The sequence below is a fragment of the Caballeronia sp. AZ10_KS36 genome (genome assembly GCF_023631105.1).
Lineage (GTDB): Bacteria > Pseudomonadota > Gammaproteobacteria > Burkholderiales > Burkholderiaceae > Caballeronia.
The window spans coordinates 100,756-122,082 of record NZ_JALQDQ010000002.1; the positions used below are offsets into that span (position 1 = coordinate 100,756).

21 protein-coding genes are annotated in these 21,327 nt (G+C 65.1%); 8 read left to right on the forward strand and 13 right to left on the reverse strand.

All coding sequences use genetic code 11. The features are described 5' to 3' along the window. From NCR35_RS03495 to NCR35_RS03515, 5 genes are all read left to right on the forward strand, one after another. Window positions 1–294: a hypothetical protein gene (locus tag NCR35_RS03495; RefSeq protein WP_250533091.1), complete on the forward strand. Its 294-nt coding sequence runs from the start codon at window positions 1–3 to the stop codon at window positions 292–294. 126 nt (window positions 295–420) lie between these two features. Beyond that, entirely contained in the window at window positions 421–2,058 is a 1,638-nt protein-coding gene (gene ggt, locus NCR35_RS03500; protein WP_250533093.1) for a gamma-glutamyltransferase, read from the forward strand. Window positions 2,059–2,193: 135 nt separating this feature from the next. After that, window positions 2,194–3,579: an MFS transporter gene (locus NCR35_RS03505; RefSeq protein ID WP_502801640.1), complete on the forward strand. Its 1,386-nt coding sequence runs from the start codon at window positions 2,194–2,196 to the stop codon at window positions 3,577–3,579. Between the two features lie 354 nt (window positions 3,580–3,933). Then, a complete protein-coding gene (locus tag NCR35_RS03510; RefSeq protein WP_250533096.1) occupies window positions 3,934–4,758 on the forward strand; it encodes a ferritin-like domain-containing protein in 825 nt (274 codons plus the stop codon). A 52-nt stretch (window positions 4,759–4,810) separates the two neighbouring features. Further along, the gene (locus tag NCR35_RS03515; protein WP_250533099.1) at window positions 4,811–5,320 is read left to right on the forward strand and encodes a hypothetical protein; all 510 of its coding nucleotides are present in this window, start codon (window positions 4,811–4,813) and stop codon (window positions 5,318–5,320) included. A gap of 64 nt (window positions 5,321–5,384) precedes the next feature. On the opposite strand, the gene NCR35_RS03520 is transcribed toward NCR35_RS03515, so the two are convergent. The 4 genes from NCR35_RS03520 to NCR35_RS03535 all read right to left on the reverse strand — a co-directional run bounded on the left by NCR35_RS03520 (window position 5,385) and on the right by NCR35_RS03535 (window position 9,866). Next, entirely contained in the window at window positions 5,385–6,884 is a 1,500-nt protein-coding gene (locus tag NCR35_RS03520) for a DEAD/DEAH box helicase (RefSeq protein WP_250533100.1), read from the reverse strand. Between the two features lie 217 nt (window positions 6,885–7,101). Further along, complete coding sequence (gene trhA, locus NCR35_RS03525; RefSeq protein ID WP_244847946.1) at window positions 7,102–7,722, reverse strand: PAQR family membrane homeostasis protein TrhA; 621 nt, start codon at window positions 7,720–7,722, stop codon at window positions 7,102–7,104. An 80-nt stretch (window positions 7,723–7,802) separates the two neighbouring features. Continuing rightward, on the reverse strand, window positions 7,803–9,101 hold the full coding sequence (locus NCR35_RS03530) for a c-type cytochrome (RefSeq protein ID WP_244847947.1): 1,299 nt from the start codon (window positions 9,099–9,101) through the stop codon (window positions 7,803–7,805). A gap of 21 nt (window positions 9,102–9,122) precedes the next feature. Continuing rightward, window positions 9,123–9,866 (reverse strand): c-type cytochrome, encoded by a 744-nt coding sequence (locus tag NCR35_RS03535; RefSeq protein WP_175940592.1) that lies wholly within the window; start codon window positions 9,864–9,866, stop codon window positions 9,123–9,125. 436 nt (window positions 9,867–10,302) lie between these two features. On the opposite strand from NCR35_RS03535, the gene NCR35_RS03540 reads away from it, so the two are divergent. Next, window positions 10,303–11,235 carry a CopD family protein gene (locus NCR35_RS03540; RefSeq protein ID WP_250533103.1) on the forward strand — a complete coding sequence of 311 codons (933 nt, stop codon included), beginning with the start codon at window positions 10,303–10,305 and terminating at the stop codon, window positions 11,233–11,235. 25 nt (window positions 11,236–11,260) lie between these two features. Here the strand turns inward: NCR35_RS03540 and NCR35_RS03545 are convergent, their stop codons facing one another. From NCR35_RS03545 to hda, 7 genes are all read right to left on the reverse strand, one after another. Continuing rightward, the gene (locus tag NCR35_RS03545; RefSeq protein WP_244847949.1) at window positions 11,261–11,560 is read right to left on the reverse strand and encodes a hypothetical protein; all 300 of its coding nucleotides are present in this window, start codon (window positions 11,558–11,560) and stop codon (window positions 11,261–11,263) included. A gap of 120 nt (window positions 11,561–11,680) precedes the next feature. Further along, entirely contained in the window at window positions 11,681–12,496 is an 816-nt protein-coding gene (panB, locus tag NCR35_RS03550; RefSeq protein ID WP_250533111.1) for a 3-methyl-2-oxobutanoate hydroxymethyltransferase, read from the reverse strand. Between the two features lie 55 nt (window positions 12,497–12,551). Further along, window positions 12,552–13,232 (reverse strand): deoxynucleoside kinase, encoded by a 681-nt coding sequence (locus NCR35_RS03555; protein WP_250533113.1) that lies wholly within the window; start codon window positions 13,230–13,232, stop codon window positions 12,552–12,554. Then, window positions 13,229–13,792 (reverse strand): 2-amino-4-hydroxy-6-hydroxymethyldihydropteridine diphosphokinase, encoded by a 564-nt coding sequence (folK, locus tag NCR35_RS03560; protein WP_250533114.1) that lies wholly within the window; start codon window positions 13,790–13,792, stop codon window positions 13,229–13,231. Before folK ends, NCR35_RS03555 begins: the two co-directional genes overlap by 4 nt. Before the next feature lie 116 nt (window positions 13,793–13,908). Continuing rightward, window positions 13,909–15,540 carry a polynucleotide adenylyltransferase PcnB gene (gene pcnB, locus NCR35_RS03565; RefSeq protein WP_250533115.1) on the reverse strand — a complete coding sequence of 544 codons (1,632 nt, stop codon included), beginning with the start codon at window positions 15,538–15,540 and terminating at the stop codon, window positions 13,909–13,911. Next, window positions 15,533–16,219, reverse strand: a complete 687-nt coding sequence (locus tag NCR35_RS03570) for a histidinol-phosphatase (protein WP_250533116.1) — start codon at window positions 16,217–16,219, stop codon at window positions 15,533–15,535. The genes pcnB and NCR35_RS03570 overlap by 8 nt, the downstream gene beginning before the upstream one ends. 11 nt (window positions 16,220–16,230) lie before the next feature. Next, a complete protein-coding gene (hda, locus tag NCR35_RS03575; RefSeq protein ID WP_250533117.1) occupies window positions 16,231–17,034 on the reverse strand; it encodes a DnaA regulatory inactivator Hda in 804 nt (267 codons plus the stop codon). A 5-nt stretch (window positions 17,035–17,039) separates the two neighbouring features. Here hda and NCR35_RS03580 point away from each other — a divergent pair, with 5 nt between their 5' ends. Both NCR35_RS03580 and purM read left to right on the forward strand, forming a co-directional pair. Further along, a complete protein-coding gene (locus NCR35_RS03580) occupies window positions 17,040–17,234 on the forward strand; it encodes a hypothetical protein (RefSeq protein ID WP_250533118.1) in 195 nt (64 codons plus the stop codon). A gap of 34 nt (window positions 17,235–17,268) precedes the next feature. Further along, window positions 17,269–18,324 carry a phosphoribosylformylglycinamidine cyclo-ligase gene (gene purM / locus NCR35_RS03585; RefSeq protein WP_244847956.1) on the forward strand — a complete coding sequence of 352 codons (1,056 nt, stop codon included), beginning with the start codon at window positions 17,269–17,271 and terminating at the stop codon, window positions 18,322–18,324. Between the two features lie 52 nt (window positions 18,325–18,376). Here the strand turns inward: purM and miaA are convergent, their stop codons facing one another. Together miaA and mutL are read right to left on the reverse strand one after the other, a co-directional pair. Further along, window positions 18,377–19,333 carry a tRNA (adenosine(37)-N6)-dimethylallyltransferase MiaA gene (miaA, locus tag NCR35_RS03590; protein WP_250533119.1) on the reverse strand — a complete coding sequence of 319 codons (957 nt, stop codon included), beginning with the start codon at window positions 19,331–19,333 and terminating at the stop codon, window positions 18,377–18,379. Then, entirely contained in the window at window positions 19,330–21,222 is a 1,893-nt protein-coding gene (mutL, locus tag NCR35_RS03595) for a DNA mismatch repair endonuclease MutL (protein WP_250533120.1), read from the reverse strand. The genes miaA and mutL overlap by 4 nt, the downstream gene beginning before the upstream one ends. Between the last annotated feature and the right edge of the window lie 105 nt (window positions 21,223–21,327).

Genomic DNA, 21,327 nt, shown 5'->3' on the forward strand with positions numbered 1-21,327 from the left:
ATGACGACCGAAACGCAAGACGGCCAACGGCGACCGGCTCCTGCCTTCGAAACGTTGCGCGGGAAAACTGCAACTGCCGGGCAGCCCGTGTATTTCTTCAATGCGCTGCCGGGAATTCGGATTGTAGGCAAGCGTCTGAGGAGTGCCAATCATACCGGTGAAAATTTCGGCTTTGACTTTTGGCAGCTGCGCAAGCGGTTGGTCAGAGACGCCGACTTACAGAATCTAGGTGAGGATTGCGCTGCACTGCACACTGAAAGAGCGCGGCACCGACTCATGCCATTGTTTCATTAATCTATACGACAAATGAATTTGTTCCGACTTACAGTGGCAATGCAATATGCTTCTTTTGCCGCATCAACGAATTGACTTCTGGCGTGCCTTGCACGCGTATAGCCGCCCGTAACTCGGATTCCATTCATGAACCGCTTCAATTGGCAGAACCCGTATCCCACTCCGCGCCTTCCGGTGTTTGCGCGCAACATCGTTTCGACCTCGCATCCGCTCGCCGCGCAAGCCGGTCTGCGCATGCTGTGGAAAGGCGGCAATGCCGTCGACGCGGCCATCGCGGCGGCGGCCGCCATCACTATCGTGGAACCGGTATCGAACGGTCTGGGCGGGGATGCGTTCGCGCTGGTCTGGGACGGCAGCAAGCTGCACGGGCTTAACGCGTCCGGCGTGGCGCCGGCGGCGTGGAACGTCGACTATTTCCGCCGCAAGTACGGCGAAGAAGACGGCCTGGCACGCCAGCCCAAGCGCGGATGGGACACCGTGACGGTCCCCGGCGTCATCGCCGGCTGGGAAGCGTTGCACGCAAAATTCGGGTCGCTGCCGTTCGCCGATCTCATGGAGCCGGCCATAGAAATCGCGGAGCGCGGTCATGCGGTGGCGAGCATCGTCGCCTACAAGTGGGCGGCTGCTGTCCCTGAAATGAAAGATCAACCCGGCTTCGCGGATGTCTTCATGCCGCACGGCCGCGCGCCCGAAGTCAGCGAACTCGTGCGCATGCCGGGTCACGCGAATACGTTGCGCGCGCTCGCAGAACACGGCCCGCGCGCGTTCTACGAGGGCGAAGTCGCCGAACGCATCGCGGCGTTCGCTCGCGAGGGCGGCGGCGCAATGACGCTGGACGACCTCCGAAACTATCGCGCGGAGTGGGTGGAGCCGATCAGCAAGGATTATCGCGGCTACACGGTCCATGAGATTCCGCCGAACGGGCAGGGTATCGCGGCGCTGATCGCGCTCGGCATCCTCGACAAGTTCGATGTCAGCGCGCTGACGGTCGATCGGATCGAATCGCAGCATCTGCAGATCGAAGCGATGAAGCTCGCGTTCGCCGACGTCTATCGCTACGTCGCCGATCCGCGCTCGATGGAAGTCACGCCCGAGCAGATGCTGGATGACGCCTACCTCACCGAGCGCGCCAAGCTCATCGACCCGGCGCGAGCCACGCAGTTCGACTTCGGCATGCCGAAGGCGGGCGGCACCATCTATATGTCGGTGGCCGACGAGCGGGGCATGATGGTGAGCTTCATCCAGTCGAACTACATGGGGTTCGGCTCGGGCGTGGTCGTGCCGAATACTGGCATTTCGCTCCAGAACCGTGGCTGCGGCTTTTCGATGGACCCCAAATCGGCGAACGTCGTCGAGGGCGGCAAGCGCCCGTTCCATACGATCATTCCGGCATTCCTCACGCAGGAAATCGATGGCCGTCGCGACGCGGTGATGAGCTTCGGCGTCATGGGCGGCGACATGCAGCCGCAAGGGCATTTGCAATCCATCGTGCGCATGCTCGACTACGGTCAGCAGCCGCAGGCAGCTTGCGACGCGCCGCGCTGGAAGGTGAACCGCGATTTCACCATCGACATCGAGGCTACGCTCGATCTCGAGACGGCTCGCGCGCTGGAGGGCATGGGCCACACGATCAAGTCCGTCGACGATCCGTACATGGACTTCGGTTCCGGCCAGTACATCTGGAAGCTGGACCGCGACGATCCGGACCGCGGTTACGTTGCCGCGAGCGACAGCCGCCGCGACGGCCTCGCTGCCGGCTTCTAGCAACGCTTACGGCTGCCTGCGCTCACGCGCGAAACAGCCGGCCCTTCCCTGAGTTTTCGCCCTCGCACTGCGTCAAGCGCCGTGCGAACGGTGGCGCACGTCCGCAGCATTGCTGCATTGAGCCGAGAGCACGAGATGACGCAACACGGAAAGATCTTGAACGAAGCGGTGCACGAAACACCGGTTGCAGGCCGTCCTGCCTCTGCCCATGGCGTCGACGTTTCGCGCGCGCCTGCCGCCACGCTGTCGAAGGCGATGGTTCGCCGCATCGTGTTCTCGTCGTCGGTCGGCAATGCGCTCGAATGGTTCGATTTCCTCGTCTACGGCTATTTCGCGGCGATCATCGCGAAGGCGTTCTTCCCATCGCATGACGAATGGCTTTCCACGATGCTCGCCATCGGCACCTTCGGCATCTCGTTTCTGATGCGTCCGCTGGGCGCGATCGTGCTCGGCATCTACGCCGATCGCAACGGCCGCAAGGCCGCGCTGACGCTCGCGATTCTGCTGATGATGATCGGCACGCTGACCATGGCGGCGATGCCGTCGTATCAGCACATCGGCATTGCCGCGCCGCTCCTGATCCTGCTCGCGCGGCTGATTCAGGGCTTCGCCGTGGGCGGTGAGTTCGGTAGCGCGACGGCGTTCATGGTGGAGCATAGCGAAGCGCGTCGCGGCTATTACGCGAGCTGGCAGTTCGCGAGTCAGGGGCTCGCCGCGATCATGGCCGCCGCGTTCGGGTCGCTTCTGACCGCGTGGCTGCCGCAACCGCAGCTCGAGTCGTGGGGCTGGCGCATTCCGTTCGTGTTCGGCCTGCTGATCGGGCCGGTCGGCTATTACATCCGCTCGCACCTCGACGAGACTCCGGAGTTCCTCGCGTCCCGGCCGGCGCGCACCGACGCTCGCGCGCCGGGCGTCTCGTTCTCGAATCAGTGGATCAATTTGCTGCTCGCGGTCGGTATCGTCGCGCAATCGACGGTCGGCGTGTACGTGCTGCAACTCTACATGCCGATGTACGCGGTCAAGCAACTGCATCTTCCCGCCACGGCGTCGTTTGCCGTGGTCGTGCTCAACGGCGGGCTGCAGTTCATCTTCTCGCCGATCATGGGTGCGCTCTCCGACCGGCTCGGGCGCATTCGGATCATGCTCGGCACCTCGATCGTCATGGGCGTCGCCATCTATCCGATGTTCGCGTGGCTTCAGGCATCGCCTACGGTCCTCTCGCTCGTGGTGCTTCAGTCGGCAGCAGGCATCCTGAAAGCCGCGTATTCCGGTCCCATGCCTGCGCTCATGTCCGAGATCTTTCCCACGCGCGTGCGATCGACCGGCTTGTCCATCGGCTATGCGCTCGGCGTGACGCTTTTCGGCGGATTCGCGCCGACCATCGTCGAGGCGTTCATTCACGTCACCGGCGACAAGCTCGCGCCCAGCTACTACGTGCTGCTCGCGGCAATGCTGTCGGGCATTTCGCTCGCGATCGTCGCGTGGCGCATGCGCGGCGGCGCGCGACAGGCTGCGGCATAGCGACCGCTTTTCTCGATATGCGAACGACGGCGGCTTCGGTCGCCGTTGTGCATTTTGACGCGGCACTTCCACGCATCCGTCGTTTTCGGCACACTTCCTGCTCAGTGCTGCGCCACCCCAGCCGGGCATCGAGACGTAGAAAATTGACGCATGGCAAAGCGCGCACGGAACCGCGAAGCGCGGCGCAAGTCTGTCCCCATGTCTGCAAACTCGTTGCAGGACGGCTAAGATAAAAAAGCACAAGCCGCTATCACTTTGATTTGAAGACGCTGGGACGGCGTTCACAGCGTCGTACGAACCTCGACCGTCTTTTTTGGCCGGTGGCGCGTTCAGTTCAGCCAGGGAGCGCGATACATGCATACAGATAGCACACACGTGATGCCGTGGCGCATTGAAGATATCGATCTGAATCGGATCGACCGACAGAAGGCGGCGTCCAACGAACATCTGCTCTTGTTGCTCTGTGCCTGCTCGTTCATCGAGAGCGGCACGGATCTTTATACGAGCAACCTCAGCACCTACTTTCGCGACGATCCGGAAATCGCGGCGTGGCTCAACAACGAGTGGGAGCCGGAGGAAATGCAGCACGGGCGCGCGCTCAAGACGTACATCAACCACGTCTGGCCGGAGTTCGACTGGGACACGGCGTTCAAGAACTTCTTCGCCGAATATTCGCTCACGTGTTCGTACGAGCAGTTCGAGAAAAAGCGCGCGCTGGAGATGGTGGCGCGCTGTGTCATCGAGACAGGAACGGCCACGCTGTATCGGGCCATCAACGAATGCTCGGACGAGCCGGTGCTCAAGGAGATCACGGACAATATCCGGATCGACGAAGTGCGCCACTACAAGCATTTCTTCCGCTTCTTCAAGAAGTGGAACAAGATCGAAGGCAACGGCCGCCTGGCCGTGCTCGGCGCGCTGGTGCGCCGCGTGGCCGAGTTGAAGAGCGAGGACTCGGAGATCGCGCTGCGGCACGTCTTCGCCATTCGATACCCCGAGCGCGTCAAGGATTCGACCTACAATCGCGAACTCTTCGCGCAGGTCAATGCGCTGGTTCGGCGGAACTTGTCGGCTGATCAGTGCATCAAGATGCTTCTGAAGCCGCTCGATTTGCCGGCGCGCATCCAGCCGGGCGTTCACTATCCGCTCGCCAAAATCACGCAACTCTTCTTCCGCTAACCCTCAATGCGTGCAGCGGCGTCACGCCGTTTCACGCACCGAGCCTACGTCAATGACCGACTCCACCGCAGCGAAGACGCTGTCTTTGCAGACCGTCTTCGACGAATGGCCCTCCGATCTGCGCGCGTTGTTCGACGGTACGCTGACGGGCGCGCCGAGCGGCTTCACGGCGTCGCTGTCCGCCGTGGATGAGGCCGGGCGCATCCGCACCGCTCTCTTGAGCGCGGGCGAACTGCTTGCCCCGGACGCGCGTACGCTGTGTTTTGCGCTGTGGCCGTCGTCGCGAACCGCGCGGGCGATCGCGTCGGGCGCGAGCGCAACGCTCGCTTTCGTATTCGACGAGGCGTTCCATCAGGTGCAGATCGACGCGCGCCGCGTCGCGCTGGACGACGTGCCGCTCGCGTGCTTCGTCGGGACCATTGAAAGCGGGGAGATTCAGCGCGTGCCGTATGCGCGGCTGACAGGCGGCATCACGTTCGAACTGACGGACACCGAGCAAGTTATCGCGCGCTGGCGCGAGCAACTGGACTGGCTGAAGCAGGCGGCGAGCGCCGCTGCCTAATTGCTTGTTTCTTTCGCGAGCCGCTCGCGTTGGCGGCTCGCTTTCGACATGACGTCGCCGACGCTCAGCGCCCGCGTCCGCCCGTGCGCATGCCGTCGCGGCGCGCGCCGCCGTTATCGTTCCGCGACTTCCCGCCGAGCAGCGCGCCGGGATTGCCGGCTTTGGCGCGCGGGGCCGGCGCGTGGCCGGCTGCGTGCGCGGCTTCGGGACGGCGCGGCGCCGCCTTGACGCCCGCGTTGGCGTGGCCGGCCGGTTTGGCGCTGGCCGGCTTCGAGCCGCGGCCGTCGCGCTGACCCTGACCGCCGCCGTTGCCCGCTTTCGGCGCGCGCGCCTGATCCTGCGACCCGCCATGCGCGCGGCCGCCTTCGCGCGGACCGCCGCGCCCCTGGCTGCGGCGTTGAATCGGCTCGGGTTTCGCGTTCGGGTCGGGCTCGAAACCGGCAATCACTTCCTGCGGAATCGGCCGCTTGATGAGGCGCTCGATGTCCTTCAGCAATTGCAGTTCGTCGACGCACACGAGCGACACCGCTTCGCCTTCCGCGCCCGCGCGGCCCGTGCGGCCGATGCGGTGCACATAGTCTTCCGGCACGTTCGGCAGGTCGAAGTTCACGACGTGCGGCAACTGGTCGATGTCGATGCCGCGCGCCGCGATATCGGTCGCGACGAGCACCTGCAGCGTCTGATCCTTGAATTCGGCGAGCGCCCGCGTGCGCGCGGACTGGCTCTTGTTGCCGTGGATGGCGAGCGCGCTGATGCCGTCCTTCGTCAGTTGCTCGGCAAGACGGTTCGCGCCGTGCTTCGTGCGCGTGAAGACGAGCACCTGAAACCAGTCGTGCTGGCGAATCAGATGGGTGAGCAGTTCGCGCTTGCGATCACGGTCGACCGGGTGGATCTTCTGTTCGATGCGCTCGGCCGTCGTATTGCGGCGCGCGACTTCGATCAGCGCGGGCGAATCGAGCAGGCTGTCGGCGAGCGCCTTGATTTCGTCCGAGAACGTGGCCGAGAACAGCAGGTTCTGGCGCTTCTGCGGCAGACGCGCCAGCACGCGCTTGATGTCGTGGATGAAGCCCATGTCGAGCATGCGGTCGGCTTCGTCGAGCACGAGAATTTCGAGCTGCGAAACGTCGATGGTCTTCTGCTGCATGTGATCGAGCAAACGGCCCGGCGTCGCGACGACGATATCGACGCCACGGCGCAGCGCGTCGATTTGCGGATTGATGCCGACGCCGCCGAACATCACGGTCGAGCGCAGCTTCAGATACTTGCCGTAAGCGCGCACGCTTTCTTCGACCTGCGCCGCGAGTTCGCGCGTCGGCGTGAGAATCAGCGCGCGCACCGGGCGCTTGCTGCCGGCCGCGGACGGTGTCATTTGCGAGAGACGTTGCAGGATCGGCAGCGTGAAGCCCGCCGTCTTGCCGGTGCCCGTTTGCGCGCCGGCGAGCAGATCGCCGCCCTTCAGGACGGCCGGAATGGCCTGAAGCTGGATAGGAGTGGGATTCGTGTAGCCGAGTTCGTTGACTGCGCGAAGGAGAGGTTCTGACAGACCGAGTGAATCAAAAGACATAAATAGATGTTCGAATCGTTGTGGCGAACGGCGCGCAGGCGGCTGATATCAGCGGCGATGATGTACGACGCTCGCAATGAATCGGGCGGCGGCCTTGGTGCGCGGTCTCGGACCGCCTGGCTGTGCCGCAAGGTTCGACGCGCTATCAAGACACGCCGGCTGGCTGTAAGTTGCATCGCGTTGCTTCGCGATGCGGGCGCTTTGCCCCGTTCAAGGCTCACGCGACATATCGCGCGACGCTCACGAACTGACACAGACTGCCCGCCAGCACGAACAGATGCCAGATACCGTGGCCGTGCCGGATGCGCTCGTCGTTGATGAAAAACCAGATGCCGGCGGTGTAGATCAGACCGCCTGCCACCAGCCACGCAGTGCCTGCGGGCGGCAGCGCCGTCAAGAGCGGATGAACGGCTACGAGCGCGAGCCAGCCCATCAACACGTACAGCACCATCGAAACGCTGCGGGTTCTTCGCCCGAGCGTGAGTTCCTGCGTGATGCCGAGCACAGCAAGCCCCCAGCTCACGCCAAACAGCGACCAGCCCCACGGGCCGCGCAAGGTCACCAGTGTATAGGGTGTGTAGCTGCCGGCTATCAACAAGTAGATGGCCGAGTGGTCGCACTTTTGCAAGACCGCTTTCATGCGCGGCGTGCGCGCACAGTGGTACAGCGTCGAGATCAGGTACAGCGTGCACAGCATGGCGCCGTAGATCGCGAAGCTCACGACCTTGTAGGCGTCGCCATCGAGCGCGCCCATCGTGACGAGCGTCGCGAGTCCCGCGACGGACAGAACGACGCCGATCAGATGGCTGATGCTGTTGAAACGCTCGCCTGCGTGCATGACTGGTCCACCAAAGACAAAAGGCGCAGCCCCAACATGAAGGCTGCGCCCACTGCGTATTGTACTGTCTCGCGCGAATGTCAGTCGAGCGGCGCCGAACGCAGGTTGCTCACCTGTTGCGGCGACACCGGCGTGCCGTGGTTGCCCCACGACATACGGATGTACGTCACGACCGCAGCCACTTCCGTATCCGACAGCGACTGCGCGAACGGCGGCATGCCGTGCGGCATCGGATTGCCGTCCGTGCTCGGCGGATAGCCGCCGTTGAGCGTCATGCGGATCGGGTTGACGGCCGACGGCATCTGGATCGACTGATTGTTCGCGAGCGGCGGGTAAGCGGGCGGCTTGCCGAGACCGTTCTCCGCGTGACACTTCGCGCAGTTCTCGGTGTAGACCTTCTTGCCCATGGTCAGAAGCTCGCCGCCGAACTTCTCGGACGTTTCCAGCTGCAGCGGTTCCGGCGCTTCCTTCTTCTGCGGGATCGACTTGAGATACGTCGAGATCGCGTTGATGTCCGCGTCGGTCATGTACTGCAGGCTGTTGTGGACCACTTCGGCCATCGGGCCGAACACCGCGCCGCGCTGCGACACGCCGGTCTTCAACAGGTCGTTGATGTCCTTGATGTCCCAGTCGCCGAGACCGGCTTCCTTGTTCGACGTGAGCGACGGCGCGTACCAGTTCTGCAGCGGAATCAGGCCGCCCGCGAACGCCGCGGAGTTGACCGGGCCGCCCATTGCGTTGATCGACGTATGGCACATGCCGCAGTGACCGAGACCTTCGACGAGATACGCGCCGCGGTTCCATTCGACCGATTTGGTCGGGTCCGGCTTGTACTCGCCTTCGCTGAAGAACAGCGTGCGCCAGCCGATCAGCAGATTGCGGTTGTTGAACGGAAAGCGCAGTTCATGCGGACGGCTCGGCTCGGAAACCGGCGGGACCGAACGCAGGTAGGCGTAGATCGCGTCCGAGTCGGCGCGCGTCACCTTCGTGTAGCTCGTGAACGGGAAGCCGGGGTACAGCAGGCTGCCGTCCTTCGAGCGGCCGGTGTGCATTGCGCGATAGAAGTCGTCGGAGGTCCACTTGCCGATGCCGTACTTGTCGTCCGGCGTGATGTTCGGCGTGAACATGGTGCCGAAGGGCGTCGCCATGGGCAGGCCGCCCGCGAACTGCTTGCCGCCGCGAACCGTGTGGCACGCGATACAGTCGCCGGCGCGGGCGAGATATTCACCGTGCTTGACGAGCGCGGCCTGATCCGCCGGAGTCGCCGCGACCGCGCCGCCCGAATGGAGGTTGTCGCCGCCCGACCAGAGGACGGCGCCGGCTGCGACGGCTGCCACCACGACAGCCGAGGAAAGTGCGAACAGGGACTTGCGTTTCATTGTGTTGTCGCTCCAGACGCCTTATTGCGGTTCGCTGCCGCAGACGAGCGGCATCTTCAACGAGCCAGCGGGCGCGGGCACCGGGTTGGCGGGTGCGGTTTGCGTGGAGAGCCATGCGGCGACGGCGGTCACGTCGTCATCCGACAGGCGCGAAGCGATCTGCTGCATGCAGTCGGGCGCCTTCGCGTGGCGCGTGCCCGACTTCCATGCGCCGACCTGCGCGCTGATGTAGTCCGAATGCAGGCCGACGAGACCCGGGATGGCCGGCTGCATGCCGGTCAGCGCCTTGCCGTGACAAGCCGCGCAGGCGGGAATGTTCTTCGACGGATCGCCGTTCAGCACGATCTGCGAGCCGCGCGCGAGCGTCGTGCCCGAGACGTTCGTCTTCGCGGGCGGCGGATACGGCGGACGCTGCTGCGAGAAGTAATTCGCGATCTGATGAAGGTAGTCGTCCGAGAGATACGTGACGAGGTAGTTCATCGGCGGGTACTTGCGACGCCCTTCGCGGAAGTTCTGGAGCTGGTTGTACAGGTAGTCGGCGGGCTTGCCGGCAAGACGCGGGAAATAGTCATTGTCCGTGCCTTCGCCGTGCACGCCGTGACATGCGGTGCAGCCTTGCACGCGGGCCGCCATGGTATCCGGCGCGATAGGCTGGTTTTGCGCCTGGGCGAGCGCCTGGCCCGCGCTGAGAACGCCGGCGCTGCCGATCAGTGCCAAGGCGAGCAGCGGACGGAAAATGCGTCTTGAAAACACGCGACACTCCATGAAATTCGGGGACCTGCCGAGCTTCGTGCGGCTCGGTGCGAAGGTGGCGAACCACGGCCACGCGTAGGGTGGCGGAGGGTGGCGGACCACAGCCACAGCGGCTCGATGAGCCTCTGATGCGACGCGGAATTCTATCATCGATGCCTGATGGTGACTATTTGACACAACTTTTCGGGCGCTCTGAGGCGGAATCGCGACAAAATGCCGCGCGACAGACGAGAACTTTGACATTGCATTGAATTCGTTGCTTATCAACAAAGAGTCGACACCGCCGTCATACGCGTTGCGCCGAAGTCTGTAGCGCCCGATGCGATGCGCGCTCCGGTTTGCGTGCGTTCGTTTAGACTTCGCGAGCCGCTTCCCTTGCCGACGCACCGATGACCCGCCCGGATCTCCTTACAGCAATTCCCGTTCACGCCTCGATGACCGCCGCATCATGACCGGCGATTCGTTGTCGTTTCTGCTGATGGCGTTCGCCGCGCTATCGGATGTGGCGTTCGCGTGCGCGCTCGGCGGGATGCTGCTCGGCGCGTGGCTGCATCGCGAACGCGTGGCTGCGGCGGTGTCGCCGGCGCAGCGCGGCTGGCGGCGCGCGTCGCTTGTGGGCATCGCGGCGGCGCTCGCGTTCGTGCTGTGCGGCTTCGTTTCGCTGTGGTTGGAGTCGGCCGCGATGAGCGGTGCGTCGATCGTCGATGCGGGTTCGTCGCTCTGGCTCGTCGCCAGCGCGACGCACGCGGGCATCGGCTGGGCGGTGTCGGTCGCGGGCGGCGTGTTGCTCGCGCTCGCCATGGCGACGAGCCGTCCTTTCGGTCCTGCCCGCGTGGCCGTCGCCGTGCTCGGCGCGTTGATCGCGGCATCGGGGAAAGCGGCGATCGGCCATGCCGCCGATGCGGGTGCGTTCTCCATCGCGGAAGGCGTGCAGTGGCTGCATTTGCTCGCGACAGGCGTGTGGGGCGGCGTCGTGATCGCGGGCGCGGTCGTCCTGCCCGCGCTCGACGCGTCGGCTGCGCGCGCTGCGTTATTGCGCGTCGTCGCGCGCATGTCGAGCGTGGCGACGGTCGCGGTGGCGGTCGTCATCGCGACGGGTCTCTTCAACGCATGGCGCGGCACCGGCGGCGCGGCTGCGGCGTTGACGCAAAGCGGCTGGGGTCACGCGCTGATCGTGAAACTCGCGTTCGTTGCGGCGGCGCTCTTGCTCGGCGCGCTCAACCGCTGGTCGGCGCTACCGCGCCTGCAACGCACGGCATCGACGACGGACGCGCATACGGTCATCAACCTGGTGCGCGTCGAAGCGGTGCTGATGGTGGGCGTATTCGTGGCGGCGTCGGTGCTGTCGCACAGCTTGCCGGGTTTCGCGATGGGCGGTTGAGCGGGTTGGCGGTTTGAGCGCCGTCTCACTCGTAACCGAGCTTATGGCTCACGATAGGCGCGCAGAAGAGCGCGAGCGCGCATCCGGCCGCTTTGCCCTGAAGCTCGACGAATGCAGTATGCGAATCCGCGACGAAGAGCACATCGAGGATCTGCGGCAAGCAGAACGCCACCGCGAGCACGATGAAACCGCGCGTCACCATCGAGATGCGCCAGCCGTGCTGCGCGCCCAGCACCGCCGCGACCACGCGCGCCACGCCGAGCGCCACGAACGCGCCGACAGCAAGCTGCGCGCGGACGGTTTCATCGGGAAGGACGTGCCACATGGTCTTTCTCGCTCCTGGCTGACGGTTCACCCTAGTGTGCAAGAAGCTCGCCAGTTCGGTCTGTTCGTGACAGCGCTTACGGGCGGGCAGTACGGCGCAAAGCAAAAATCGAAAAAACGATCAGAACGTGTGCTCGGGACCGGGAAAGCTGCCGTCCTTCACCGCGTTCACGTAGGCTTCGACCGCCGCGAAAATGCTCGGCTGGCCCTGCATGAAATCCTTGACGAAGCGCGGACGCTTGCCGGGGAAAATGCCGAGCATGTCGTGCAGCACCAGCACCTGTCCCGAACAGTCGATGCCCGCGCCGATGCCGATGGTCGGAATCGCGAGTTGTTGCGTGACCTCGCGCGCCACGAGCGTCGGCACCGCTTCGATCACGAGCAGTTGCGCGCCCGCGTGCTGCAGCGCGAGCGCGTCGCGGCGCATCTGTTCCGCGGCCGCTTCAGACTTGCCCTGCACTTTGAAGCCGCCGAACGCATGCACCGACTGAGGCGTGAGCCCGACGTGGCCGCATACCGGAATCGATCGCTCGACGAGAAAGCGCACGGTATCCGCGAGCCACTCGCCGCCTTCGAGCTTCACCATGTGCGCGCCCGCGCGCATCAGCTTGACGGCATGCGCATACGCTTCTTCGCGCGATCCGATGGTGCCGAACGGCATGTCCGCGACGATCAGCGCGCTCCTGGTGCCGCGCGCTACGCATGCCGTGTGATACGCAATGTCGTCCAGCGTCACCGGCAACGTCGTGCTGTGGCCTTGCAGGACGTTGCCGAGCGAATCGCCGATCAGCATGACATCGACGCCCGCGCGATCGAGCAGCGCCGCGAAGCTCGCGTCGTAGCATGTGAGCATCGCGATGCGCTCACCCGCCTCGCGCATGGCTTGCAGCTTCGGAACGGTGATCGTCGAGCGGCTGGTTTCCTGCAGATACGTCATGATGATTTCAGTTGAAATGGCGCGCGAGCATGAAGCATGAAGATGAAATTCAAGCTCACACCGAGACGCCTTTGACAAAGAATTCCTTGCGCCCGCGCATGGTCTCGATCCGCTCGACGAGCAGTTCGAGATCGTCGTCCGATGCGACGGGATTCAGATGCTCCGCATTCACCGTGAGCAGCGGCGTTGCGTCGTAGTGATAGAAGAAGTCGTTGTAGGCGTCGGCGAGCGCGCGCAAGTACGAGTCGGAGATTTGCAGTTCCATCGGCAGCGCGCGTTTCTGAATGCGCGAGAACAGCACTTCCGGGCTCGCCTGCAGATACACGACGAGATCCGGCGCAGGCGCGCTCGCGGCGATGCGCGAGGCGATATCGCGGTACAGGTTGAACTCGTCGTCGGGCAGCGTGAGGCGCGCGAAAAGCTCGCTCTTCTGCGTGAGAAAGTCGGCAATGAGCGGCGTGTTCTGCGTGAGCATGTCCGCCACTTCCCGCGTTTGCGCGACGCGCTGCAACGCGAAACTCAGTTGCGTCGAGAGCGCGTGCCGCGTCGTGTCGCGATAGAAACGTTCGAGGAACGGGTTGTCCTGCGGGCGCTCGAACAGCGTGCGCATGGACCAGCGTTCCGCGAGCCGCGTGGCGAGCGTCGTCTTGCCGACGCCGATCGGCCCTTCGATCGCGATATAACGATGCGGCGGCCGCAACTGCGGCGCCGTGACGGTGAGAGGCGGATTGCTCATCGGCAATTGGCTTTGGTGGAGGCGGTGGAGGCGCTGGAGGCTCGTGCCGCTGCCGGTTGCGCGGCGGGCGCCGCGCACTGGCATAGGGCGACTTTCTCGATGCGCTGATCGGCGACGCCCGCGACGAACGCATCGGCGCGGCCGCGTTGCGGGATGATGAGATCGGGTTCGAGTTCGATGAGCGGCACGAGCACGAACGCGCGCTCGGTCATGCGCGGATGCGGCACGATGAGATCCATCTCGTCGATGCTGAACGCGCCGTACAGGAGGATATCGAGGTCGAGCGTGCGCGGCGCATTGCGATACGGCCGCTCGCGCCCGAACTGTTCTTCGATGAGATGGCACAGGCGCAGCAGCGCACGCGCGGGCAGCGTCGTTTCGAGCTTCACGACGCAATTGAAGTAATCGTCGCCCGATGCGTCGATGGGCGCGGTGCGATACAGGCTCGACTTGGCGAGCACGGTGATCGTGTGCTGCTGCGCGAGACACACGACTGCGTCTTTCAGCGTTTGGCGCGCATCGCCGAGATTCGCTCCGAGGCCGAGATAAGCAATCGTCATGGCAAAAGTCCTACGCGTAGGTCCTGGGCGAAGCGTCGAGGCATCCAAAACACATCGAAACGCCGGCACATTGCCCGGGTGCTAACCGTTATCCGCTACTTTAGCGAAAACCGGCCTTATTCGTTGTCCGCGTCTTCGTCTTTCCGCGTCCCGCCGGCTTCGTTCGTCAGGCGATGCGGTTCGGGCTCGCCGTCCGCTGCGCCGCGTTCTGCGCCTTCGGCAGATTCACTGGCCTTGCGCTTCGCATTGCTGCGCCGGCGACGCTTCTTCGGCGCTGCGCGCTCCTTGCCGCCTTGCGAGAGCAGGGCTTCGCGCGTGGCGTTATCGCCTTCGATGAATTCGGTCCACCATTGCCCGATGGCCGCATCCAGTTCGCCCGACTCGCAACGCAGCAGCAGGAAATCATAACCCGCTCGGAACCGCTGGTGTTCCAAGAGCTTCATCGCGCTGCGGCCGCGCTTTTCCAGCCGATGCTGCAAGCCCCAGATCTCGCGCATGTCGGCGGAATAACGCTTGTGAATGGCGAGTTTTTCCGTCTGCATGTCGAGGACATCGTCCATCGCGCGGTTCAGCGCCGGCACCGGATAATCGCCCGCGGCAGTGTACTTCTGCCAGCGCGTCTGCACGTCGTGCCACAACAGCGTGGCGAACAGGAAGCTCGGCGAAACGGGTTTGCCCGCGCGCACGCGCTCGTCCGTGCTCGTGAGCGCGAGCGTCACGAACTTCTCTCCGTGCGGCTGTTCCAGCACGACATCCAGCAGCGGCAGCACGCCGTGATGCAGCCCTTCCTGACGCAAACGCGTGAGGCACGCGAGCGCGTGGCCGGACAGCAGCAGCTTCAGCATCTCGTCGAAGAGACGCGCGGCCGGCACGTTGTCCATCAGATCGGCGAGTTCCTTGATCGGCGCGCGCGTCGCTTCATCGATCTCGAAGCCGAGCTTGGCCGCGAAGCGCACGACGCGCAGCATGCGCACCGGGTCTTCGCGATAACGCGTGGCCGGATCGCCGATCATGCGCAACAGGCGCGCGCGGATGTCGGCCATGCCGTCGTGATAATCCAGCACGGTTTGCGTGGCCGGATCGTAGTACATCGCGTTGATGGTGAAGTCGCGCCGCGTGGCGTCTTCGTGCTGCTCGCCCCATACGTTGTCGCGCAGCACGCGGCCGCTTGCGTCCACCGCGTGCGTGCGCATGTCGAGCTCGCCGCGCCGGTAGCGCCGCGGCGCTTCGGCGACGGGCTCGGGCGGCGCGTCGACGAGCGCGCGGAACGTGGACGTCTCGATGATCTCCTGTCCGAACTGGACGTGGACGATCTGAAACCGCCGCCCGATGATGCGCGCGCGGCGAAAGAGCCGCTGCACCTGATCGGGCGTGGCGTCGGTGGCGACGTCGAAATCTTTCGGCGCGACGCCGAGCAGCAGATCGCGCACCGCGCCGCCGACGATGAACGCTCGGTGCCCGGCCTGCTGCAGGCCTTCGGTCACGCGTATGGCGTTCCTGGAGATGAGCGACGGATCGATGCCGTGAATGTCCGACGACAGAATCACCGGCACATTCGGATCGCGCTTGACCGGCGCGGGGGCTTTCTTGCGCGGGGCACGCGTGCTCTTGCGGGCGGCTTTCGCGTCGGTGGCTTCGGTGGCGCCGGTGAATTCGGCAGCGGATGCGCCCGGCGTGTCGTTCGAGGCGCCTTCGCTGGATGTGGCGCTCTCTTGTCCGAACAGCTTGCGGATGAGTTTTTTAATCACGTGTATCGAAGAGGTTCAGGATGCGCCAGCCTTTGGCTTGCGCATGCGCGCGCAGGGTGTCGTCCGGATTCGTGGCGATGGGGTCCGTGACGCGCTCGAGCAGCGGGATGTCGTTATGCGAGTCGCTGTAGAAATAGCTGCGCTTGTAGTCGCCGAGCGTCTTGCCGAGCGACGCGAGCCATTCCTCCACGCGCACGATCTTGCCTTCGCGATAGCTCGGCGTGCCGCGCGGCCTGCCGGTGAACGCGCCTTGCGGATGATCGCCGACGGTTTCGACTTCGCAGGCAATCAGCGTGTCGATGCCGAACGCTTCCGCGATGGGCGCGGTGATGAACGCGTTGGTCGCGGTCACGAGGCAGCACAGGTCGCCGTTGTCCTGATGCTCGCGCACGAGCGTGACCGCGGCCGGCACGATGCGCGGATTGATGACCTCGTGCATGAACTGCGCGTGCCAGTCGGCGAGCTGCTCACGCGAGTACTTCGCGAGCGGCGCGAGCATCGCGTGCAGGTAGGCGTTGATGTCGAGCACGCCCGCCTTGTAATCGGCGTAGAAGGCGTCGTTCTGACGCGTGAATTCCGTCGCGTCGACGATGCCGAGCTTCACCATGAAGCGGCCCCATTCGTGGTCGCTGTCGGTGGGAATGAGCGTGTGGTCGAGATCGAAGAGGGCAAGGTTCATGGGAGCGCATTCTACTTGAAGCGGGTGGGAACGTTGTCCGGTGCGGCGTCGGCGGGCGGGGCGGCGCGGTCCTCGCCGTTTGCGTCCTGCTGCGCGGTATCCGGCACCACGGCCACGAGCGGCGTCACGCGCCCGGATTGCGAGAGCATCGAGCGCAACAGCGCGCGCGTGACTCTGCGCTTCTGTTCGAGCGAGAAGCGGTCGAGATCGTCGAAAAGCGCCATCAGGCTCGGCATGTCGCGGCGGAAGTGCGTGAGCAGATAAGCGGGGACGTCTTCCGCGAGCACGATGCCGCGCTCGTGCGCCGCGTGTTTGAGAACCGACGCCTTCGCTTCGTCCGAAAGCGGCAGCAAGTGGAAGACGAGGCCCCAGCCGAGACGCGTGCGCAAGTCTTCGCGCACGGCGAGCGTCATCGGCGCGGCGTTGCCGGTGGCGACGAGCGCGCTCGCCGGATACGCGCGCACTTCGTTGAACAGATTGAAGAGGGCGATCTGCTGCGCGGGCGAGAGGCGGTCGCAGTCGTCGACGGCATACAGCGCGACTTGCGGATCGAAGCCGAACGCGTGCAACGCGCTCTGCGGGCTCAAGTAACGCGCCCGACTGCCCGCTTCATGAACGAGCGCGTGCAGCAGATGACTGCGCCCGCTGCCGGCCTCGCCCCAGACATAGAACGTGCGATCCGCGACGGGGCCGGACGCGAGCGCGCCTTCGAGCTCGCGCAACCGCGTGACCAGTTCGTGGTTGCTGGCGGCGAAGAAATTGTCGAAGGTGGCGGGCGGCGGCGTGCCCAGGTCGAGCGTCAGTTGGCGTTGCACGGGGAATGGATGTCGTCGGCTGGATGCTGCGTTCTCTCGAAAACAGGCGGCGTGTTCTCGCCGATGCGCCGGGAGCCGCTTGCGGCATGCCGCAGCGCGCGCAGGCGCGTTTCGTCGGCCAGGCCGTTCTGTCTCGAAAAGGCGCTGCCGCACGGCGGACAAAGCTGCCGGGCGACCGTCCTCGTATCATCATCGGGTAAAATCGCATTTTACCGACCTTCTCGCTCTCCCCCCATGAATCAACCGAAATCCGCCCCGGACACCCAAGGTTTGTCGTATCGCGATGCAGGTGTCGACATCGACGCGGGCGATGCGCTCGTCGACCGGATCAAGCCGTTTGCCAAGAAGACCTTGCGCGACGGCGTGCTGGGCGGAATCGGCGGATTCGGCGCGCTCTTCGAGGTGCCGAAGAAGTACAAGGAGCCGGTGCTCGTGTCGGGAACGGACGGCGTCGGCACCAAGCTGCGCCTCGCGTTCCAGCTGAACCGGCACGACACGGTCGGGCAGGATCTCGTCGCCATGAGCGTGAACGACATTCTGGTGCAGGGCGCGGAGCCGCTCTTCTTCCTCGATTATTTCGCGTGCGGCAAGCTCGACGTGGACACCGCGGCCGATGTGGTGAAGGGCATCGCGCAGGGCTGCGAATTCGCGGGCTGCGCGCTGATCGGCGGCGAGACGGCGGAAATGCCGGGCATGTATCCGGACGGCGAATACGACCTCGCGGGCTTCGCGGTCGGCGCGGTGGAAAAGAGCAAGATCATCGACGGCAGCACCATCGCGCCGGGCGATGTCGTGCTCGGGCTGGCGTCGAGCGGTATTCACTCGAACGGCTATTCGCTCGTGCGCAAGATCATCGAGCGCGCGAATCCGGACCTGAACGCCGATTTCGACGGCCGCTCGCTCGCCGACGCGCTGATGGCGCCGACGCGCATCTACGTGAAGCCGCTGCTTTCCGCGATGCAGAGCATCACGGTGAAGGGCATGGCGCACATCACGGGCGGCGGGCTCGTCGAGAACATTCCGCGCGTGCTGCGCGAGGGTTTGACGGCGGAGCTGGACCATCGCGCGTGGCCGCTGCCGCCGCTTTTCGCGTGGTTGCAAAAGCACGGCGGCGTCGCGGATGCGGAAATGCATCGCGTGTTCAATTGCGGGATCGGCATGGCGGTGATCGTCGCGGCCGAGGACGCCGATGCGGCGACGGGCCTGCTCTCGGCAGCGGGCGAGCAGGTGTGGAAGATCGGCGTGGTGCGCGAGAGCCGTGAGGGCGAGGCGCAGACGGTGGTGGTTTGAATCGGCTGCCGGACGTTTTCGGTGAAGAGCCGCTCGTTTTCGAGCGGCTTTTTTATTGTCCGTCCGCTATCCGCTCGATCTCGCGCACGGTGCGTTGGGTGGCGTCTGAAGCGCAGCAATCCACCACGACGCGCTCCGGCATCCCACGCAGCCACGTCAACTGGCGCTTGCACAACTGCCGCGTCGCGAAGATGCCCTTGTCGCGCATCTCGTCGTAGCCGGTCAGGCCGTCGAGATATTCCCACGCCTGCCGATAGCCGACGCAGCGCATCGACGGCATCGACACGTCGAGATCGCCGCGCGCGCGCAGGCGCTTCACTTCGTCGATGAAACCGTGCGCGAGCATCGCATCGAAGCGCGCCGCGATGCGCGCATGCAGCACCGCGCGGTCCGACGGTTCGAGCGCGATCGGCACGAAGTCATACGGCGCTTCCTGCTCCAATACGCGCGGCGCGGCGAGCAGCGCGGACATCGGCTGGCCGGTCAGCAGATAGATTTCCAAGGCACGCTGGATGCGCTGCGAATCGTTCGGAGCGAGGCGCGTCGCGGTCTGCGGATCGACCGCCGCGAGCCGCGCGTGCAGCGCGGGCCAGCCGTCGCGCGCGGCGTCGGCGTCGAGGGTGGCGCGCACGGACGGATCGGCGGGCGGCAGGTCGTTGAGGCCCTGCGTGAGCGCCTTGTAGTACAGCATCGTGCCGCCGACCAGCAGCGGTACGTTGCCCCGCGCGACGATCTCGCCGACCAGCCGCAGCGCATCGGCGCGAAACTGCGCGGCCGAATAGGAATCGGCCGGATCGATGATATCGATCAGATGATGCGGCGCGGCCGCCCGCTCCGCCGCGTCGGGCTTGGCCGTGCCGATATCCATCTCGCGATAGACGAGCGCGGAATCCACGCTCACGATTTCCACCGGCCGCGCCGAAGCCGCCGCGAACGCGAGGGCCGCCGCCGTCTTGCCCGACGCCGTCGGCCCGAGCAGACAGGCTATGTGCAACGCGGAATCGCTCATTGTCCGCGCATGAAAAGGCGGTCGAGGTCCGCGAGCGTCAGCTGATACCACGTCGGGCGGCCGTGATTGCACTGATCGGCGCGTTCGGTGGCTTCCATCTGACGCAAGAGGGCGTTCATTTCGTCGAGCGTCAGGCGGCGATTCGCGCGCACCGCATGGTGGCAGGCGAGCGTGCCGAGCAGTTCATGCTGACGCTCGGTGAGCACGCGCGATCCGCCGTACGCGTGCAGATCGGCGAGCACGGCGCGGGCGAGCGCGGCGAGATCCGCGTCTTTCAGCAACGCGGGCACCGCGCGAATCGCGATGGACGTCGGCGAGAGCACCGCGAGATCGAAGCCGAGCGCGTCGAGCGTCTCGCGCTCTTCATCGACGATGCCGATTTCCACCGGGTCCGCCGTCATCGAGACCGGAATCAGCAGCGGCTGCACTGCGATAGAGCGGTCCGCGAGCGCGTGCTTGAACTGCTCGTAGAGGATGCGTTCGTGCGCGGCGTGCATATCCACGATGACGAGCCCGCGCGCGTTCTGCGCGAGCACGTAGATGCCGTGAATCTGCCCGACGGCGAAGCCGAGCGGCTGCTCGTCGGTATGTGCGTGGCTTGCGGCGGCGTAGGCGGGCGCGCCGTCGTCGTTGGCCCACGCGACGGCGGGCGATGCCGCTGCCGCAGCCTCGACCGGCGCGGCGGCGTCCTTGCGCCCGAACAACGCGTCGTAGAGCGCGAGCGGCTGGGCGACGGGTAGCGAACCTTGCGTCATGCGCGACTGGCGCATCCACGTCGTGCCGCTTTCGTTCCTGGCTACCGATCCCGCGCTCGCGACAGGCCGCGCGCTGAACGACGCCGGCCCGGTCGGTTCGAGTTGCGCCGCGTGACCGCCCGCTGTCCTTTCCGGCGACGCGCCCGCGTGCCGCGCCAGCGCGCGCTGCACCGCGTGGAACACGTACTGATGAATCGAGCGCGAGTCGCGAAACCGCACTTCGATCTTCGATGGATGCACGTTCACGTCCACCGATTCGGGCGGCAGATCGAGAAACAGCACGTACGCCGGATAGCGGTTGCCGTGCAACACGTCCTCATAAGCGGCGCGAACCGCGTGCGTGAGCAGCTTGTCGCGCACGAAGCGGCCGTTCACGAAGAAATATTGCTGGTCCGCGCGCCCGCGGCTGGCGGTCGGCAGGCCCGCGCAGCCGTAGACGGCAAGCGGCCCGGCGCGTTCGTCGAGCGGCAGATGCGACGTTTCGAACACTTCGCCCAGAATTTTTGCGACGCGCGTGGCCGGATCGCTCGCGTTCCAGTGCTCGACGGCCTTGCCGTTGTGCATCACGGAAATGGCGACGTCCGGCCGCGCGAGCGCCACGCGGCGAATGACTTCCAGGCAATGCCCGAGTTCGGTTTGTTCGCTTTTCAGGAACTTTCGGCGCGCCGGCGTGTTGAAGTAAAGCTCGCGCACGTCGATGGTCGTGCCGACCGTGCCCGCCGCGGGCGAAATTACGCCCGTTTGCGCGTCGATGCGCGTGGCGTGCGCGCAGTCTTCGGTGCGGCTCGTGATGAACAGTTCCGCCACCGATGCGATCGACGCGATCGCTTCGCCGCGAAAACCGAGCGTGGCGACGGCTTCGAGATCGGCGAGCGAGCGAATCTTGCTCGTCGCATGCCGCATGAGCGCGAGCGGGAGTTCCTCGGGAGGCATGCCGCAGCCGTCGTCGGCGATCACGATGCGCTTCACGCCGCCTTCGTCGAGCGTCACGCGCAAGCTGCGCGCGCCGGCATCGAGTGCGTTTTCCAGCAGTTCCTTGACCACGGACGCCGGCCGCTCGACCACTTCGCCGGCGGCAATCTGGCTGATGAGTTGGTCGGGAAGCGGGGCGATGGCGCGCGAACGGCGCGCCACCGCGGCGGGGGAAGCCCCCGCCGCGAGTTTCTTTTTTTACGCCAATCCGCAAATAAAAACAAAATCATCCGCCGCCCGCGGGGGGGCCAACTTACGAAAAAACGT

What these genes read in the sequence shown, in the direction of transcription:
- NCR35_RS03495 (WP_250533091.1), top strand. Translation starts at nt 1, where the DNA reads ATGACGACCGAAACGCAAGACGGCCAACGGCGACCGGCTCCTGCCTTC.
- ggt (WP_250533093.1), top strand. Translation starts at nt 421, where the DNA reads ATGAACCGCTTCAATTGGCAGAACCCGTATCCCACTCCGCGCCTTCCG.
- NCR35_RS03505 (WP_502801640.1), top strand. Translation starts at nt 2,194, where the DNA reads ATGACGCAACACGGAAAGATCTTGAACGAAGCGGTGCACGAAACACCG.
- NCR35_RS03510 (WP_250533096.1), top strand. Translation starts at nt 3,934, where the DNA reads ATGCATACAGATAGCACACACGTGATGCCGTGGCGCATTGAAGATATC.
- NCR35_RS03515 (WP_250533099.1), top strand. Translation starts at nt 4,811, where the DNA reads ATGACCGACTCCACCGCAGCGAAGACGCTGTCTTTGCAGACCGTCTTC.
- NCR35_RS03520 (WP_250533100.1), bottom strand. Translation starts at nt 6,884, where the DNA reads ATGTCTTTTGATTCACTCGGTCTGTCAGAACCTCTCCTTCGCGCAGTC.
- trhA (WP_244847946.1), bottom strand. Translation starts at nt 7,722, where the DNA reads ATGCACGCAGGCGAGCGTTTCAACAGCATCAGCCATCTGATCGGCGTC.
- NCR35_RS03530 (WP_244847947.1), bottom strand. Translation starts at nt 9,101, where the DNA reads ATGAAACGCAAGTCCCTGTTCGCACTTTCCTCGGCTGTCGTGGTGGCA.
- NCR35_RS03535 (WP_175940592.1), bottom strand. Translation starts at nt 9,866, where the DNA reads ATGGAGTGTCGCGTGTTTTCAAGACGCATTTTCCGTCCGCTGCTCGCC.
- NCR35_RS03540 (WP_250533103.1), top strand. Translation starts at nt 10,303, where the DNA reads ATGACCGGCGATTCGTTGTCGTTTCTGCTGATGGCGTTCGCCGCGCTA.
- NCR35_RS03545 (WP_244847949.1), bottom strand. Translation starts at nt 11,560, where the DNA reads ATGTGGCACGTCCTTCCCGATGAAACCGTCCGCGCGCAGCTTGCTGTC.
- panB (WP_250533111.1), bottom strand. Translation starts at nt 12,496, where the DNA reads ATGACGTATCTGCAGGAAACCAGCCGCTCGACGATCACCGTTCCGAAG.
- NCR35_RS03555 (WP_250533113.1), bottom strand. Translation starts at nt 13,232, where the DNA reads ATGAGCAATCCGCCTCTCACCGTCACGGCGCCGCAGTTGCGGCCGCCG.
- folK (WP_250533114.1), bottom strand. Translation starts at nt 13,792, where the DNA reads ATGACGATTGCTTATCTCGGCCTCGGAGCGAATCTCGGCGATGCGCGC.
- NCR35_RS03570 (WP_250533116.1), bottom strand. Translation starts at nt 16,219, where the DNA reads ATGAACCTTGCCCTCTTCGATCTCGACCACACGCTCATTCCCACCGAC.
- NCR35_RS03580 (WP_250533118.1), top strand. Translation starts at nt 17,040, where the DNA reads ATGGATGTCGTCGGCTGGATGCTGCGTTCTCTCGAAAACAGGCGGCGT.
- purM (WP_244847956.1), top strand. Translation starts at nt 17,269, where the DNA reads ATGAATCAACCGAAATCCGCCCCGGACACCCAAGGTTTGTCGTATCGC.
- miaA (WP_250533119.1), bottom strand. Translation starts at nt 19,333, where the DNA reads ATGAGCGATTCCGCGTTGCACATAGCCTGTCTGCTCGGGCCGACGGCG.